Below are 15,900 nucleotides of genomic sequence, written 5' to 3' on the forward strand. Positions count from 1 at the left end.
CCGCCCTGCAGACAGGGCCAGGCGAGGCTCGACGGGGTGCCGCAGTTCAGGCCGGCCATGGCGGTCTCGCCGGTCGGGACGCTGACGGCCGTACCCCGGACGAGGCCGGCGAGGACACAGGCCGCGGCCTCCGGTTCCACCGCCAGCAGCGCCGGAGCACCCCCGCGGTCGCGGCTGCGGTAGTGGGTGACGACGGCCTGGGCCAGTGAGCCGACACCCACCGGGATGGAGACGAGGTCGGGCCCTTCGTGAACACCCCAGGCCGCCAACTGCCCGTCGATCTCGGCGCAGAGCGTGGAGTACCCCTCGACGATCCACCCCGGGATCCGTTCATAGCCCGGCCAGGCGCTGTCCTGCACCAGGACCGTGTCCCGCGCGGCGGCGGCCTCGGCCGCACGTCGCACAGCCTCGTCGTACGACCCCGGTACGGCGGTGACCTCGGCCCCCTCTTCCACGATCGCGGCGACGGCTCGCGGATGCACTCCCCGGGGGACGAAGACGTGCGCACGCTGTCCGCGCAGGCGGGCCACGCGGGCCACCGCGCGGCCGTGGTTGCCCTCGGTGGCGGTCACCAGGGTGACCGGACCGGGATCCCGGCCGCTCCCCGCCCGCTCCCCGAGCAGACGGTGCACCGCCCAGGAGACACCGAGCGCCTTGAACGCGGGCAGACCCAGACGACGCGACTCGTCCTTCACGAAGACCCGTCCGACCTGCAACTCCTCGGCCAGCGCGGGAAGTTCGTTCAGCGGAGTGGGCGCGTAGCCGGGCAGCGCGGCATGGAAGTCCCGCACCTCGGCGGGTGCGGGCGCGCAGCGCCAGGTGCGGGCGCCGGGGCGCAGCGTCCAGGGCGGCGACGGGAGGGCAGAGGTGTTCTCGGGCACATGACCAGGGTCCGATGCCCTCCTACGATCGGTCCAGCGAATGTTTCAGACCTATGGTCGTCGGAGAAGCCGATCAATCAACGGCTCTGTACGACGAGGAGGGTCGCCGGCGATGTTCGACCTGCACCGGCTGCGCCTCCTGCGCGAACTCAAACACCGCGGCACCCTGGCGGCCGTCGCCACGGCGCTGTCCTACGCTCCGTCCTCCGTCTCCCAGCAGCTGTCCCTGCTGGAGGCCGAGGCCGGCGTCCCCCTGCTGGAACCGGTGGGGCGGCGGGTGCGGCTGACCGAGCAGGCCGAGATCCTCGTCGCCCACACGGAGGCGGTCCTGGAGCGCCTGGAGCGGGCGGAGGCGGACATCGCCGCATCGCTGTCCGGCCTGGCGGGTCTGACGGGCACCTTGCGCATCGCTTCGTTCCAGACCGCCGCTCTGGCCCTGGTGCCGACCGCGCTGGGTCTGCTGCGCGAGTGGCACCCCCGCCTGAGGGTCCACGTCACCCACCGGGAGCCGGAGCGCGCGCTGCCCGCCCTGCAGGCCCGCGACTTCGACCTGGTCCTCGCCGAGGAGTACCCGGGCAACCCCAATCCGCGGCCGGCCGAACTGGAGCAGGAGGACCTGCTCGACGACGCCCTGCAGCTCGCGCTTCCCGAGACTGCGGAACGGCCCGGCACCCGGGGCCCGTTGGCGGTGCTGCGCTCCCTCGCGGACCGTCCCTGGGTGATGGAGCCCGAGGGAACCGCCGCCCGGCACTGGGCCATGACCCTGTGCCGCACCGCCGGATTCGAACCCGACGTACGGTTCGAGACCACTGACCTCCTGCTCCACCTCCGCCTGGTCGACCAGAAGCACGCCGCCGCCTTCCTTCCCGCCCTGGTCTGGGACGGCCGCCCGCCGAGCGTGGCTCTACGGCAGCTCCCCCGCGGCCGGCGTGCTCGCCGCATCTTCACCGTCGTACGCCGGGGCGGCAGCCGGCACCCCGCGGTCCTCGCCTGCCGGGACGCCCTCCGGCATGCGGTCGCCCTGCGTTCCCCGCTGCCGTAGAGCCCTGCACTTTCTTGGTGTTCAGGGCTCGCGGTGCTCGTGGGTCGCCTGCTCCAGCGCCGCCGCCTCGGCCTGGGCAACCCGTGTCTCGGCCGCCACGTCGATCGAGCGGGTCAGCCACCAGTACAGCAGCGCGGCGACCGGGAGTCCGATGAACAGGGAGATGTCGGCTCCGCCCAGCGCCTTGGCGGCGGGGCCGACGTACAGGGTGCCGACGGAGAAGAAGGGGATCATGACGGCGAAGCCGACCAGGTAGGCGATGATGCCGTGCCAGCCCCAACGGCCGTAGATGCCGCGCGGGTTGAAGATCTCCGCGATGGCGTAGTGCCCGCGACGCACGACGTAGTAGTCCATCAGGTTCACCGCGGTCCAGGGGATGAACAGATAGAGCACCAGCAGCAGGAAGTTGTTGAAGTTCTGCAGGAAGTTGGAGGTCGCGGCCAGTGCACCGACCAGGGAGAGCGCGGCCGTCAGACCGATGGTGACCAGGCGTACGCCCAGTGTCGGCCGCACCCGCTTGAACGAGTCGATGCCGCTGATGAGGGTCAGCGAGCCGCCGTACATGTTCAGCGCGGTGACGGACACCAGGCCCAGGGCGGCGAAGAGCAGCACGATGGCACCGAAGCCGCTGAACACCTTGTCGCCGGCGGCGTTGATCGACGTGATCGTGTCGAAGTCCTTGCCCGCCCAGGCGGCCAGCAGCGTGCCGAGGACCATCAGCCAGATGCCGCCGAGCGCGGAGCCGAAGTAGGTCCAGTAGAAGGTCTTGCGGACCGTCACGTCCGGCGGGAGATAGCGGGAGTAGTCGGAGACGTAGATGGCCCAGCTGATCTGGTAGCCGGCGACCACGCCGAACTGGGCGAGGAACGGGGTCCACTTGAAGGCGCCGAGGTCGAAGGAGCCCGCCGGATAGTGCAGGGTGACGAGGACACCGACGGTGAAGACGCCGAAGATGACCAGGAAGGTGTACGTCAGGATCCGCTCGGCCTTGTGGATGATGTCGTAGCCCACGAGCGCGATGACGAGCGCGACCACGGTCACCACGACCACCCACAGCTTGACGCTGCCGTGCAGGGTGGTGTGCAGGGAGTCGGCGGCGAGGATGCTGTTGAAGACGTTGAACCCCGCGTACTGCACATAGGCGAAGAGCCACACCAGGAGGGCGCCGACGTAACCGAACTGGGGGCGCGACTGGATCATCTGCGGCAGGCCCAGCTGGGGGCCCTGTGCCGAGTGGAAGGCCATGAAGAAGGTGCCGAGGACGGTGCCGGCCACGATCGCCAGCAGCGACCAGATCAGATTGCCGCCCTCGGTGATGCTGATCAGCCCCACGGCCAGGGTCGCGATCTGGGCGTTGGACATGAACCAGAGCGGGCCCAGATGCCAGAGCTTGCCGTGCCGCTCGTCCAGGGGGACGTAGTCGATGGACCGGATCTCCAGGCCGGTCACCCGCGGCTCCGCTGATGTGCTCATGACGCCTCCCGGCGGCCGGTCTGCCTCTGGGACACATTGTTCTCCGAGGCGGACGCGGTGACGAGTGGTGCGACACAAATGCCAAGGCCGAGAGTGGGGAGGCGGCTGAGTATGTGCCGCCTCCGGGAGGCGTTCAGGCGCGGTGCAGGCCGTCCGAGAGACGGACGAAGCGGTGGCCGGCGGCCAGCAGGTGGGGGACGGCTCTCGCGATGCCCCGGGCGGTGCCGCCTGCGGGGTGGTTCATATGGCACAGGACGATGGAACCGGCCCGAGCGGAGGCGACGGTGGTGTGAACCTGCTCGGCGGTGAACGTGGCGCCGCCGTCACCGTTGACCGAGAAGCTGACGAAGCGTTCCCCGAGGTCCCCGACGATGCGTGCCGCGACGTCGTCGCAGTAGGCCGTGCCGGACCGGAAGAAGCGCGGCGGGGCGCCCAGCAGACCGGTCAGCTTCGCCTGGTTGCCCGCGATCTCGTCGTACACCTCGCCCGCGCCGCGGGTGCCGGGGATGCCGTACGCGGAGCGGCCGGTGACCGACAGGGGGCGGTGCCGGGTGCCGTGGTTGGCGATCTCGAACAGCGGATCGGTGGCCAGCCGGTGGAACACCGCCGGGTTGGCGTCGATCCAGCGGGAATTGATGAACAGCGTCGCCGGGATGTTCCGTGCGCGGAGGAAGTCGAGGAGCGCCTGGTCGTAACCGCTGCCGCCGGGGCCACCGCACGCGTCGAAGGTCAGCGCGATGTCGCGGGTCGTCCCCGGCAGCGAGTGCACCACGCCCGGGGCGTCGAAGCCCCAGGTGTGCGGCACGCTGCGGCCGTAGCGGGCCACGATCTCCTCGCGGGTGACGGGAGGCCGTGTGGCCGAGGGCACGGCGCTGGGGGTGGACGGGGCGGCCGAGTCCACGCCCGTGCCCGGCGAACCGGAGGAGGCGGACGCGCCGCCGTCGTTCTTCGGGCTCGCGCAACCGGCGAGCAGCCCTCCCGCCATGGCAGCGAGCACCGCACGCCGACCAGCCGTCATCCGTTTCCCTCACACCTGATCGAAGGCCGTCACAGCCAACGGCCACCTTGACGGCAACGGTACGCAGCGGACGACTCGTGGCCGTGAAGACAGCGGTAAGAGGTCATCCAGAATCGGGCGGGAGTCGACGCCTACGGCGACACCGGGTCTACGGCTGTACCGGTGAGGGCACTTCGACGAGACCGGCCCGGCACGCTCAGAGTGCTCAGGAGTTCACGGCGGTCAGCCGCGGGGCGTGGCCGGGCGGCCGTAGCGACGCTCGAAGCGTTCGATGCGGCCGGCGGTGTCCACGACCCTCGCCTTGCCAGTTTAGAAGGGGTGGCCGGCCGACGAGATGTCCGTTCAGCGTTCCTCGCGGAAGGGGACATGCCGGCCGGCGACCGGGTCGTACTCCGGTACGACTCGTCATGCGTGACGGTCCGCTCCTGGGCCGCCGTCGCGATGGCTCGTGGTGAAGCGGGACGGTGGCATGCCGAAGGCGCGGGTGAAGGCGGCGGTCAGGGCGGCGGGAGAGGCGTAGCCGAGGTGGCCGGAGACCTCGGTGACCGATGCCGTGCGCAGCAGCGGCACGGCGGCCAGCAGGCGCGCGCGGGTGCGCCAGACCGCCGGGCTCTCCCCTGTCTCGGTCCGGAAGCGCCGGGTGAAGGCCCGTTCGCTCATGGCCGTCCGCGCGGCCCACGCGGCGTTGGTGACGCCGGCGTCCGGGGCGGCCAGATACGCACGGCAGAGCGCCGCGAGATCGGGAGCGGCGGGGATCGCGACGTGGAACGGAAGCGGGGTGCGTGCCGCGATCTCGTGCAGGAGGAGCGCCACGACACAACCTTCCCGGCCGGAGAGGCTGTAGTCGGCCTCGAACTCGACTGCGGCCAGGAGCAGTTCACGCAGCAACGGCGGAACGTCCACGACCATGCAGGTGGCGGGCCACCAGGGCACGGCGTCCGGCTCGATGTAGAGGGAGCGGGTGCTCACTCCCAGCATGCGGACCCGGTGCCGGGCGGTCGCCGGGATCAGGACGGCTCGCTCCGGCGGAACGGTCCAGGTGCCCTCGGGGGTGTCGACGACCATGACGCCGGTGGCGCCGTAGAGGAACTGCGCGCGCCGGTGCCGGTGCCAGTCGAGCACCTGGCCGGAGGCGTAGTCGGTACCGATGGGCAGGACGGCCCGGTCCACATGGTCGACGTTGTCCACGGAGACGTTCTTCACCGGGCCACTGTAGGGGCCGACTCTCGAAAGAATGGTGCCGGGCATCGCATGCGGGCAGCTCGTCGGGCTGGTGAAGTGGCCCTGTGAACGAAGTGGCACTTCTTGGAATCGGACTCCTCACCGGGGTGACGACCGTCTTGTTCGGGTTCGGCGGCGGCTTTGTCGCGGTTCCGGTGGTGGTGTGGGCGAACGCGGCCCTCGGCGCGGACGCGATCCGGGTGGCGACGGCCACCTCGGCCCTGGTCATGCTGGTCAACGCGGCGTTCGCCACGGCCGTCACCCCACGGCGCGTCCTGACCGCCCTGCGCGGCAGCGGCCCGCTGCTGGCCCTGCTGGCCGTCGGCGGTGCGGCCGGTGCGCTCGCCACCCGGCACGCCGAGGCCGGCCAGGCCCACTTCGGCTTCGTCGCGTACGTCGCTCTCACCGTCGTCGATCTGCTGCTGCGCCCCGGCTTTCTGCGTCCGCGCGGACATGTCCGGGAGAGCCGCGAGGCACACAGTGAGGAGACCCGTGAGGTGCCCCGTCCCCTGCCCGCCGTCCTCGGCGCACCGATCGGCGCGGTGGCGGCCTTCCTCGGTGTCGGCGGCAGTGTCATGACCGTTCCCGCGCTACGACGCGCCGGACACCCGATGCGTGTGGCGACCGCACTCGCCAACCCTCTCACCCTCGCCATCGCGCTCCCCGCCACCGCGCTGTCCCTGACCGGCACGGACGCCGTCGCCGCCCACACGCACCCGCATCTGGTCGGCCTGGTCGACCTCCGCGCCGCCGGGGCGCTGCTCCTGGGCGCTCTGCCCGTGATCGCGGTGCTGCGGCGCCGCCCGCCCCGGATCCCGGACCGCGCCCACGCCTGGTCGTATCTCGCACTGCTCGGCGTCGTGGAGGTCGCGATACTGCTCGCGGGTTGAGACGGATGTCCCGGCCGGGTGGCCCCGGGGCCGTCGTCAGGAGGCCTTGCGCTGCCGCCTGATGGGTTCTCCCACCCGGTGCATATGGGTGAGGGCCTCGCGGTACGACCGGATCAGTCCGGTCTCGTGGTACGGCACGCCGATCTCCGCGCAGTACGCGCGCACGATGACCTGCGCGCGCCGCAGATGGGGCGTGGGCATGCTCGGGAACAGGTGGTGCTCGATCTGGTAGTTGAGCCCGCCGAGCATCATGTCGGTGAGGCCGCCGCCGCGGACGTTGCGGGAGGTGAGGACCTGGCGGCGCAGGAAGTCGGGCCGTTCGTCACCGGTGAACGTGGGCATGCCCTTGTGGTTCGGTGCGAAGGTGCAGCCGAGGTAGACCCCGAACAGGCCCTGGTGCACAGCGAGGAACGCGATCGCCTTGCCGGGCGGGAGCACCAGGAACAGCGCGGACAGATAGGCCGCCAGGTGGAGGAAGAGCAGACCGGCTTCCAGCAGCCGGTGCTTCATGGCCGGCCGGCGCAGCGCCCGTACGCTCGCGACATGCAGGTTGAAGCCCTCCAGCGTCAGCAGCGGGAAGAACAGCCACGCCTGGTGGCCGCCGATGAGACGGGCCAGTCCACGGCTGTCGCGGGCCTGGTCGGTGGACCACACCAGGATGTCGGGGGCGACATCCGGGTCGAGTTCCTCGTGGTTGGGGTTGGCGTGGTGGCGGGTGTGCTTGTTCATCCACCAGCCGTAGCTCATGCCGATGCCGAGGTTTCCGAAGAGGCGGCCCCAGATCTCGCTCGGCCGGCCGCGCCGGAAGACCTGGCGGTGCGCCAAGTCATGGGCAACGAGGGCCACTTGACCGAACATCAACGCCAGGAAGGCGGCCACGGCCAGCTGCCACCAGGTGTCGCCGAGGGCGAGGAAGGTGCCCCAGCCCGCCACCAGCAGCGCGATGACCAGGGCGAGCCGTGCCGTGTAGTAGCCGGGGCGCCGGTTCAGCAGCCCCGCCTCGGCGATACGCCGGGACAGCCGGGCGAAGTCGCTGCCGGCTCCGGATCCGGACGTACGGGAACGGGCGTCCGGCGCCCCGGCCGTGACCGGGGCATGAGGGGAAATCGTCATGCCGTCGAGTCTCGGCAGGCGCGTGCGGCCGGAACAGCCAGCCAGTCACCGGACCGGATGGGGGGCTTTCCCTACGGCACCCCAGGGTGTTTCCACCACTCCAAGCCGCTGACCTCGGCCTTCTGGGGAGGCCACGCCCGCTTGCTCCCCGTCTCCGGTCAGCGCCCGGCGAGGAGTTCGAGCGTGTCGATCACGCGGTGGGAGAAGCCCCACTCGTTGTCGTACCAGGCGACCACCTTGACGTGCCGGCCGTCGACGCGGGTCAGGGCCGAGTCGAAGACGGAGGAGGCCGGGTTGCCGGTGATGTCGGACGACACGAGCGGTTCGTCCGAGTACTCCAGGATGCCGGCGAGTGGTCCCTGGGCTGCGGCGCGGTACGCCGCCAGGACGTCGTCGCGGGTCACCTCGCGTGCGACGGTCGTGTTGAGTTCGACGATCGAGCCCACCGGCACGGGCACCCGGATCGAGTCACCCGACAGCTTGCCGTCGAGGTTCGGCAGCACGAGACCGATGGCCTTCGCCGCGCCCGTCGTGGTCGGCACGATGTTGACGGCGGCGGCGCGGGCCCGGCGGGCGTCGCGGTGCGGGCCGTCCTGAAGGTTCTGCTCCTGGGTATAGGCGTGCACCGTCGTCATGAACCCGTGCTCGATCCCGGCGAGTTCGTCCAGCACGGCGGCCAGCGGGGCGAGCGCGTTGGTGGTGCAGGAGGCGTTCGAGACGATCGTGTGCAGGGCCGGGTCGTACGCGTCGGTGTTGACCCCGTACGCGAGCGTGACGTCGGCGCCGTCGGACGGCGCGCTCACGAGCACCTTCCTCGCGCCCGCGTCCAGGTGTGCGCGGGCGGCCTTCGCGGCGGTGAAGCGGCCGGTCGCCTCCAGGACGATGTCCACATCGAGTGCGGCCCACGGCAGTCGGGCCGGTTCACGCTCGGCGAGGACCTTGATGCGCCGGCCGTCGACGACGAGCGTGTCCCCGTCGACGGTCACAGGCCGGCCGAGCCGGCCGGCTGTGGTGTCGTAGGCGAGCAGCCGTGCGAGGGTGACGGGTTCGGTGAGGTCGTTCACTGCGACGATCTCAAGGGCGCTGCCGCGTTCGAGGAGTGCGCGTAGCACGTTGCGTCCGATGCGGCCGAATCCATTGATGGCGATGCGCGTCATGAGTGGTATCCCCTGGGTTCCTGCTGGTTCCTTCGGTGCCCCCTCAGCGTCGCGTGCCGCATCCGCTCATGGCCGTGTCGGGAGCGCCATGGTTCGCAAGGATCGCGCCAGGGGCCGGCGGGGTCGGCTACTCGCCCTGGGTGAAGGTGCGTCGGTATTCGCTCGGGGTCGTGCCGAGGATCCGCTGGAAGCGGGTCCGCAGATTGGTGCCGGTACCGAGGCCGACCTCGGCGGCGATCTGCTCGATGCTCCGCTCCGAACGTTCGAGCAGCTCACGGGCCAGGTCGACACGGGCGCGCATCACCCACTCCATCGGCGTGTACCCGGTGTCCTCGACGAAGCGCCGGGAGAACGTGCGCGGTGAGACCGCCGCATGCCGGGCGAGCACCGTGAGGGTGAGGGGCTCGCCGAGGCGGTGCAGTGCCCATTCGCGGGTCGCGGCGAACCGCTCGCCCAGCGGCTCGGGCACGCTGCGCGGCACGTACTGCGCCTGGCCTCCGCTGCGGTAGGGCGCGGCGACCAGGCGCCGTGCCGCGTGGTTCGACACGGCCACGCCGAGGTCCTTGCGCAGGATGTGCAGGCACAGATCGATACCGGACGCGGCGCCGGCCGACGTCAGCACACTGCCCTCGTCCACGAAGAGCACGTTCTCGTCGACCCGGACGAGCGGGTGTTTCGCCGCGAGGGCACGCGAGTAGTGCCAGTGGGTCGTCGCGCGCTTGCCGTCGAGCAGTCCCGTGGCGGCGAGCGCGAAGGCACCCGTCGAGATGGCGGCGAGGCGTGTGCCGCGCGCGTGGGCGGCGAGCAGGGCGTCGACAACGGGCCGTGGCGGATCCTCGCGGTCCGGAAACCGGTACCCGGGGATGAAGACGATGTCCGCCCACACCAGCGCGTCCAGGCCGTGGGCCACGTGGTACGACAGCCCGTCTCCGCCCGCCACGAGTCCGGGCGCGGCCCCGCACACCCGCACCTCGTACGGCATGCTCGCCCGCGTCGTGAACACCTGCGCGGGAATCCCGACATCGAGCGGCTTCGCACCGTCGAGCACCAGGACGGCGACGCGCTGCGGGCGAGGGGACGGGGGCGGCACGGAACACAGCGTACGAGAGGCACCGCCCCCGGCCCTGCCGGGTTCCCGGACGGACGGCTGGTGAATTCGCCGTACTCCGTACGACGACGGGCCCCGCCGTTGGGTATCGGCGGGGCCCGCTGCCCAAGGGCGGACGGCCGGTGCGCGGCGTCAGTCCGTGCCGGACTCCATCGCGGCACGGTCCAGGGCCTCGTCCTCCTCCGAGACCTCGCCGCGGGAGGCGATGGCCTCGGCGCCGCCCTGGGGCATCGCGCCGATCAGCCCCGTGGAGGCGGCCTGGGCCGCGCCGATCAGGGCCGGGTGCTCGGTGCCGACCATGCCCAGACCCGCGTACTGCTCCAGGCGCGCACGGGAGTCGGCGATGTCGAGGTTGCGCATGGTGAGCTGGCCGATCCGGTCGGACGGGCCGAACGCGGAGTCCTCGGTGCGCTCCATGGACAGCTTGTCCGGGTGGTAGCTGAACGCCGGGCCCGTGGTGTCGAGGATCGAGTAGTCCTCACCGCGCCGCAGCCGCAGCGTCACCTCGCCGGTGACCGCCGCGCCGACCCAGCGCTGCAGCGACTCGCGGATCATCAGCGCCTGCGGGTCCAGCCAGCGGCCCTCGTACATGAGGCGGCCGAGCTTGCGGCCCTCGTTGTGGTACTGGGCGAGGGTGTCCTCGTTGTGGATCGCGTTGACCAGGCGCTCGTACGCGGCGTGCAGCAGCGCCATGCCGGGCGCCTCGTAGATGCCACGGCTCTTGGCCTCGATGATCCGGTTCTCGATCTGGTCCGACATGCCGAGGCCGTGCCGGCCGCCGATGGCGTTGGCCTCCATGACCAGCTCGACCGGGGAGGCGAACTCCTTGCCGTTGACCGTCACCGGGCGGCCCTGGTCGAAGCCGATCGTGACGTCCTCGGCGAGGATCTCGACCGTGGGGTCCCAGAACCGCACACCCATGATCGGCTCAACGGTCTCCACACCGTTGTCCAGGTGCTCCAGCGTCTTGGCCTCGTGGGTGGCGCCCCAGATGTTGGCGTCCGTCGAGTACGCCTTCTCGGTGCTGTCGCGGTACGGCAGCCCGTGCGCGAGCAGCCACTCGGACATCTCCTTGCGGCCGCCCAGCTCGGTCACGAAGTCGGAGTCCAGCCAGGGCTTGTAGATCCGCAGGTGCGGGTTGGCGAGCAGGCCGTAGCGGTAGAACCGCTCGATGTCGTTGCCCTTGAAGGTGGAGCCGTCGCCCCAGATCTGTACGTCGTCCTCGAGCATCGCCCGGACCAGGAGCGTGCCGGTGACGGCGCGGCCGAGGGGGGTGGTGTTGAAGTAGGCACGCCCGCCGGAGCGGATGTGGAACGCGCCGCAGGTGAGCGCGGCCAGCCCTTCCTCGACCAGAGCGGCACGGCAGTCGACCAGGCGCGCGATCTCGGCACCGTAGGTCGCCGCACGCCCGGGGACGGAGGCGATGTCGGGCTCGTCGTACTGGCCGATGTCGGCGGTGTAGGTGCACGGGACGGCGCCCTTGTCGCGCATCCACGCGACGGCGACCGATGTGTCGAGGCCGCCGGAGAAGGCGATGCCGACGCGCTCGCCGACCGGAAGGGAAGTGAGGACCTTGGACATAGGAAGAGTATGCATCATCCCGTATGGCCATGCATAGTGCCGGGCCGTAACGGGGCCCTAACGGGTGTGTCAGCCGCCGGCCGCTCCCCTGTCGGCCTGGCCGTGGGCTCCCGTCTGCGCGAGCATGGAGCCGCCGTCGAACCAGCATGGAGCCGCTGTCGAACCAGCATGAAGGCGCCGCGGAAGACGCCACAACCAAGCCGACCACGCCCGAGGAGACCGGTCATGACCAGCCTCGACACCGCCCAGTCGGTGCACACCACCCCCGAGGGCCTGCTCTGGGAGCCCAGCGAGCGCTGGGTGCGCGGCCGTAAGGGCGATGTCACCGTTGTCGACAGCCGCCACCCCCTGCTCGTGTGGGAGCCCGGCGTCCCCGTGCCGCTGTACGCCTTCCCGCGCACGGAGGTCCGCGCGGATCTGCTGCGCCCGGCGAAGAACCCGCCGACCGGGGCCCATACCGGATCGACGCTCTTCTACGACCTCGAAGTCGACGGTGAGCTGCTGGAGAACGCGGCCTGGACGTTTGCCTCCGACGACCTCGCCGGCCATGTCGCCTTCGAATGGTTCCGCCGCACCGGCAGAGGCCTGGACCACTGGTACGAGGAGGAAGAGGAGATCTTCGTCCACCCCCGCGACCCGCACAAACGGGTCGACGCCATCCCCAGCAGCCGGCATGTCCTCGTCGAGATCGGCGGCAAGGTCGTCGCTGACACGCACCGCCCGGTGCTCCTCTTCGAGACCGGCCTGCCCACCCGCTACTACCTCCCCCGCGAGGACGTCCGCCTCGACCTGTTCCGCCCCACCGACCACCACACCCGCTGCCCCTACAAGGGCATCGCCGCGTACTGGTCCTGGGACAGTCAGCACGGCGAGGCGGACGTCCCGCCCGACGTCGTGTGGAGCTATCCCGAGCCGCTGCCCGCGGTGGCCGCGATCAAGGGGCTGCTCGCCTTCTACAACGAAGCCGTCGGCATCACGGTGGACGGGGAACGCCTCGAACGCCCAGTCACACATTTCACCGCGTCGCTGTCCTGAGACCGGGCGCCTCAGCCGTTCGCCGGCTCGCCGAGCAGCTTCCAGGTGCGGCGCTGGTCCGCCTCCCCCAGGTCGGTCCCGGCGAACACCCGCCCCGGTCGCTCCGGTAGCGGCGTGCCTCGGCTGCGACGGCCTCCTCGTCGCCGATGACGGCGAGGTCGACGGCCCGGATGCCGCCGGACCGTGCGATGGCGCGTCGGCAGGACGGGAACTGCTCATAGGAGGGGAGTGTGTCGGTCGCGGTCCGCCGTACCGCCTCGACGTCGGCAGTGACCACGCCGGGGACGAAGGCGACGATCCGCAGTGCCGGCCGGCCCGCGGCCTCGGTCGCTGCGGTGACCGCGGAAACGATGTGTTCGGCCAGGGCCCGCGGGCCGGCCAGGAGCGGAAGGATGCCGTCCGCTAGTCCACCGGAGACACGCAGGGTCTGCGGTCCCATGGCGGCGACCAGGATCGGCACCGGCGGTTCGGCGCCCGGCACGGCCGCCGACAGCGGGGTCGCGGCCGTCAGCAGCTCGCCGTGGAAGTCGGCGCTGCCCGTCGCCAGCAGCGGACGCGGGGCGGTGAGGAACTCGCGGAGCCGGGCGACGGGACGCTCGTGGGGGATGCCGAAGCCGGTTTCGGTCAGGTACTTGATGCCGAGGGCGAGCCCGAGGTGGTGGTGGCCTGAGCCGTCCGGGCCTGGCCGGCGACGATCAGCGGATGGCGGCCGAAGACGGGGATCGCCGCAGTGCCGACCCACAGGCCAGGGACCTTGCGGCCGATGATCGCGGCCAGCGTCGTGGAGTCGCAGGAGAAGGTCTGCCCGAACCACGCCGAGCGCGGCCCGGCCTCCTGAGCCTCGCGCGCCGGCTGCACCGTGATGTCGACCGGGTGTTGCACGGAGAGCGCTACTCCGACTGGTCACACAGAGGCAACCGGCAGCGGGCGAGCGGCATCCCGGCTCCCGGACAGCGACCCGTTCGTCAGCGCCTGCCGCCGAACGTCCAGGCGTGGACCTCGATGTCCGCATACCGGTCCGGGGGCAGGACGGCCCGTGCCGTGTCCGGATCCGGTGCCCGGAGCAGCGCGGCCGTGCCGAGCCAGGCCTCGCCGTCGTCGGACAGCAGGGGGCCGTACGCGATCAGCTCGTCCCGCTCCGGCGGCAGCGCGATGAGGTCGGTGTCGACCGTGCGCCGGGCGCCGAGGCCCAGCACCAGATACCGGTCGCCCTCGGTCGGGCCGCCGGGGAAGTCCCACATGGTGCGGCCCAGCAGGTTGCGCCAACGGCGCAGCAGCACCTCCCGGTACACGCCCGCCTGGTAGTTGGGCTCGTCGAAGGCGAAGTCCCGCGCGGCCGCCGGGTCCGGCAGGTCGAGGATGTGCACGCTGCCGGTGGGCGTCGCCCCGTCGTCGGTCAGGGTCGGGCCGCGGGCGATCATCTCCTTGGCGTACTGGTCCATGTAGGACCAGTGGTCTTCCAACAGCTCGTCCCGCAAGGGCAGAGAGCCGGGCCGATCACGGTGATAGCAGAAGAACTCCATGACTGCAGACCCTCCCCAAACACAGGCCGACACCTCAACTGCTTTTGCGGGAACCGCCCGTGCGGCCGGCGCTCAGCCGCCGGTCAGCAGCCGACGTACGACGTATCCGGCGGAGTCCACACCCGAGCTGCCTCCTTCGACGAGCGCGGCCACCGAGATACGGGAGTCGTAGGCGGTCAGCCAGCCGTTGGTGTGGTCCCCTTCCTCCGCGGTGCCGGTCTTGGCACCGACGCCGGCCAGGTCGGCCAGTCGCGGAGCCGCCGTGCCGCTGGTGGCCACGCCGCGCATCATCGACTGCAGATAGCCGGCCGTGCGGGCGGGGATGGGCCGGGGCGCGGTCTCCTGGTGCTGTCCCGGCAGGATGACCGGCTGTTCGAAGCCGGCACCCCGCACGGTGGCCGCCACGGATGCCATGAACAGGGGCGTGGCGGTGACCTTGCCCTGGCCGATGAACTGGGCCGCCTGGTCGCCGCCCTGGACGTCCGGCGGGATGCTCGGGTCGGTCGTGGCGACCCCGCCGCCGATGGACCAGCTGCCCATGCCGAAGACGTTCACCGCCTCGTCGTTCAGCGCGGAGGCGTCGCCGTCGTGCACCAGGTGGTGGAAGCCGTCCTTGATGAAGGAGGTGTTGCACGACACCGTGAACGCCTGGGCGAGGGACGAGCCGGGGTTGGCCCGCACACCCGGGTCGTTGTGGAACAACTGGCTGTTGGCCGTCAGTGAGTCCGTGCACGGCGCCGGACTGCTCGGCGTGAGGCCTGCCTTGTCGAAGAGGGCGGCCGCGGTGATGATCTTCATCGTGGAGCCCGGAGCCTTGATGCCGTTGAGGGCGATGTCGCCGTCCTCGCCGGTGTGCGCGATCGCGAGGATGTGACCGTTGCGCCAGTCGAGAGCCACCGTGCCCGTGGGCTTCTGCTGCAGGTGAGCGTCCTTCACCGCGCGCTCGGCGACCCCTTGGAGGCCTGCGTCGATGGTCGTCCTGACGACCGCCGGCTCGCCCTTGGTGAAGACCTTCAGCGTCTCCACACCCGCGCCGCCGCCGTCGACCACGGCCACTCCCGTTCCGGGTTTTCCACCCGTGGCCTTGGCGTTCTTGCCGATGGTCGCCGCGACGTCCCGCAGCGAGGGGAACGTGGACAGGTCGGTTCTGCCGTCGCTCGCGACGACCTTCGCGCCGCCCGAGCCGGCCGGCAGCGTGCCCGCGGTCAGCGACTGGCCGTCGCCCAGGCCCGGATAGAGCACCGAGCTGTTCCAGTGGACCGCCAGCTGACCGTTCGTGCTCTTCCGCACGGCGACCGCGCTCGCGTAGCTCCAGGTGCCGCCCGCGACCTGAGCGGTGACGTCAAAGGTGACCTTGGTGGCTCCCGGTGTCACCGACGAGGACCCCGCGGACAGGATGTGATCGAACGTCAGCTTCTTCAGGTGCAGGCCGTCGGCGTACTCCCGGAGCGCCCGCGCGGCGGTGTCGGGTGTGTCGGTGGTGCTCGACGCGCCGTCCAGGTGCTGCTGGGACCAGTTGTCCAGGAACGCGCGAGCCAGCTTCTTCGCCTCGGCACCCGACGGGGGCGTACTCGATACCTCGGAGGGGTCGAATCCGCGCGCGTCCTGGGACGTACCGTCACCCGCCGAACCGGAGGCCAGGCTGTGCACGATGTTGTAGGTACCGATTCCCCCGAGGGCGAGCAGCGCGGTGCACGTACCGGCGAGGCCGATCTTCACAGCTCTGTTCATGCGTAGATCGTATGGACGTTCTATGAATGCGTGTGCACATAGTCGATGGATCGTTATCGAACGGTGCGAGTTTTCACATGCCCACGCGGAATACCTACGTTCCCCCGACAGACCCGATGTTTCGTTG

General features: G+C 70.9%; 13 protein-coding genes and 2 pseudogenes. 3 read left to right on the forward strand and 12 right to left on the reverse strand.

Annotation, left to right across the window (positions count from 1 at the left end):
• The coding region (locus tag M878_RS52845) for a pyridoxal-phosphate dependent enzyme (protein WP_023544560.1) at positions 1–881 on the reverse strand (881 nt) is incomplete at its 3' end.
• Between the two features lie 112 nt (positions 882–993).
• Here M878_RS52845 and M878_RS52850 point away from each other — a divergent pair.
• Positions 994–1,923 carry a LysR substrate-binding domain-containing protein gene (locus tag M878_RS52850; RefSeq protein ID WP_023544561.1) on the forward strand — a complete coding sequence of 310 codons (930 nt, stop codon included), beginning with the start codon at positions 994–996 and terminating at the stop codon, positions 1,921–1,923.
• 21 nt (positions 1,924–1,944) lie between these two features.
• Here M878_RS52850 and M878_RS52855 read toward each other — a convergent pair whose 3' ends face one another.
• The 4 genes and pseudogenes from M878_RS52855 to M878_RS52865 form a co-directional block, all read right to left on the reverse strand.
• Entirely contained in the window at positions 1,945–3,396 is a 1,452-nt protein-coding gene (locus M878_RS52855; RefSeq protein WP_031223806.1) for a purine-cytosine permease family protein, read from the reverse strand.
• 133 nt (positions 3,397–3,529) lie between these two features.
• A complete protein-coding gene (locus M878_RS52860; RefSeq protein WP_031223808.1) occupies positions 3,530–4,414 on the reverse strand; it encodes a polysaccharide deacetylase family protein in 885 nt (294 codons plus the stop codon).
• A 222-nt stretch (positions 4,415–4,636) separates the two neighbouring features.
• Positions 4,637–4,753, reverse strand: a pseudogene (gene rpmE / locus M878_RS93520) (50S ribosomal protein L31); the annotation flags it as partial.
• A gap of 66 nt (positions 4,754–4,819) precedes the next feature.
• Positions 4,820–5,617 carry an AraC family transcriptional regulator gene (locus tag M878_RS52865; RefSeq protein WP_023544564.1) on the reverse strand — a complete coding sequence of 266 codons (798 nt, stop codon included), beginning with the start codon at positions 5,615–5,617 and terminating at the stop codon, positions 4,820–4,822.
• A 92-nt stretch (positions 5,618–5,709) separates the two neighbouring features.
• Here M878_RS52865 and M878_RS52870 point away from each other — a divergent pair, with 92 nt between their 5' ends.
• Positions 5,710–6,525 carry a TSUP family transporter gene (locus tag M878_RS52870; protein WP_037730357.1) on the forward strand — a complete coding sequence of 272 codons (816 nt, stop codon included), beginning with the start codon at positions 5,710–5,712 and terminating at the stop codon, positions 6,523–6,525.
• 36 nt (positions 6,526–6,561) lie between these two features.
• Here the strand turns inward: M878_RS52870 and M878_RS52875 are convergent, their stop codons facing one another.
• From M878_RS52875 to argG, 4 genes are all read right to left on the reverse strand, one after another.
• On the reverse strand, positions 6,562–7,638 hold the full coding sequence (locus tag M878_RS52875) for a fatty acid desaturase family protein (RefSeq protein WP_023544566.1): 1,077 nt from the start codon (positions 7,636–7,638) through the stop codon (positions 6,562–6,564).
• Positions 7,639–7,796: 158 nt separating this feature from the next.
• Positions 7,797–8,795 (reverse strand): type I glyceraldehyde-3-phosphate dehydrogenase, encoded by a 999-nt coding sequence (gap, locus tag M878_RS52880; protein WP_023544567.1) that lies wholly within the window; start codon positions 8,793–8,795, stop codon positions 7,797–7,799.
• A 127-nt stretch (positions 8,796–8,922) separates the two neighbouring features.
• Positions 8,923–9,885 carry a GlxA family transcriptional regulator gene (locus M878_RS52885; protein ID WP_031223811.1) on the reverse strand — a complete coding sequence of 321 codons (963 nt, stop codon included), beginning with the start codon at positions 9,883–9,885 and terminating at the stop codon, positions 8,923–8,925.
• Positions 9,886–10,035: 150 nt separating this feature from the next.
• Positions 10,036–11,484 (reverse strand): argininosuccinate synthase, encoded by a 1,449-nt coding sequence (gene argG / locus M878_RS52890; RefSeq protein WP_023544569.1) that lies wholly within the window; start codon positions 11,482–11,484, stop codon positions 10,036–10,038.
• Positions 11,485–11,709: 225 nt separating this feature from the next.
• On the opposite strand from argG, the gene M878_RS52895 reads away from it, so the two are divergent.
• A complete protein-coding gene (locus M878_RS52895; protein ID WP_023544570.1) occupies positions 11,710–12,519 on the forward strand; it encodes a DUF427 domain-containing protein in 810 nt (269 codons plus the stop codon).
• 11 nt (positions 12,520–12,530) lie between these two features.
• On the opposite strand, the pseudogene M878_RS52900 reads toward M878_RS52895, so the two are convergent.
• The 3 genes and pseudogenes from M878_RS52900 to M878_RS52910 form a co-directional block, all read right to left on the reverse strand.
• Positions 12,531–13,401: pseudogene (locus M878_RS52900) on the reverse strand (TIGR03564 family F420-dependent LLM class oxidoreductase).
• An 83-nt stretch (positions 13,402–13,484) separates the two neighbouring features.
• Positions 13,485–14,042 (reverse strand): YciI family protein, encoded by a 558-nt coding sequence (locus tag M878_RS52905; protein WP_023544572.1) that lies wholly within the window; start codon positions 14,040–14,042, stop codon positions 13,485–13,487.
• Positions 14,043–14,114: 72 nt separating this feature from the next.
• Complete coding sequence (locus M878_RS52910; RefSeq protein ID WP_031223818.1) at positions 14,115–15,773, reverse strand: penicillin-binding transpeptidase domain-containing protein; 1,659 nt, start codon at positions 15,771–15,773, stop codon at positions 14,115–14,117.
• Positions 15,774–15,900: the final 127 nt, after the last annotated feature.

This window comes from Streptomyces roseochromogenus subsp. oscitans DS 12.976 (genome assembly GCF_000497445.1).
Lineage (GTDB): Bacteria > Actinomycetota > Actinomycetes > Streptomycetales > Streptomycetaceae > Streptomyces > Streptomyces oscitans.

What these genes read in the sequence shown, in the direction of transcription:
- M878_RS52850 (WP_023544561.1), top strand. Translation starts at nt 994, where the DNA reads ATGTTCGACCTGCACCGGCTGCGCCTCCTGCGCGAACTCAAACACCGC.
- M878_RS52855 (WP_031223806.1), bottom strand. Translation starts at nt 3,396, where the DNA reads ATGAGCACATCAGCGGAGCCGCGGGTGACCGGCCTGGAGATCCGGTCC.
- M878_RS52860 (WP_031223808.1), bottom strand. Translation starts at nt 4,414, where the DNA reads ATGACGGCTGGTCGGCGTGCGGTGCTCGCTGCCATGGCGGGAGGGCTG.
- M878_RS52875 (WP_023544566.1), bottom strand. Translation starts at nt 7,638, where the DNA reads ATGACGATTTCCCCTCATGCCCCGGTCACGGCCGGGGCGCCGGACGCC.
- gap (WP_023544567.1), bottom strand. Translation starts at nt 8,795, where the DNA reads ATGACGCGCATCGCCATCAATGGATTCGGCCGCATCGGACGCAACGTG.
- argG (WP_023544569.1), bottom strand. Translation starts at nt 11,484, where the DNA reads ATGTCCAAGGTCCTCACTTCCCTTCCGGTCGGCGAGCGCGTCGGCATC.
- M878_RS52895 (WP_023544570.1), top strand. Translation starts at nt 11,710, where the DNA reads ATGACCAGCCTCGACACCGCCCAGTCGGTGCACACCACCCCCGAGGGC.
- M878_RS52905 (WP_023544572.1), bottom strand. Translation starts at nt 14,042, where the DNA reads ATGGAGTTCTTCTGCTATCACCGTGATCGGCCCGGCTCTCTGCCCTTG.
- M878_RS52910 (WP_031223818.1), bottom strand. Translation starts at nt 15,773, where the DNA reads ATGAACAGAGCTGTGAAGATCGGCCTCGCCGGTACGTGCACCGCGCTG.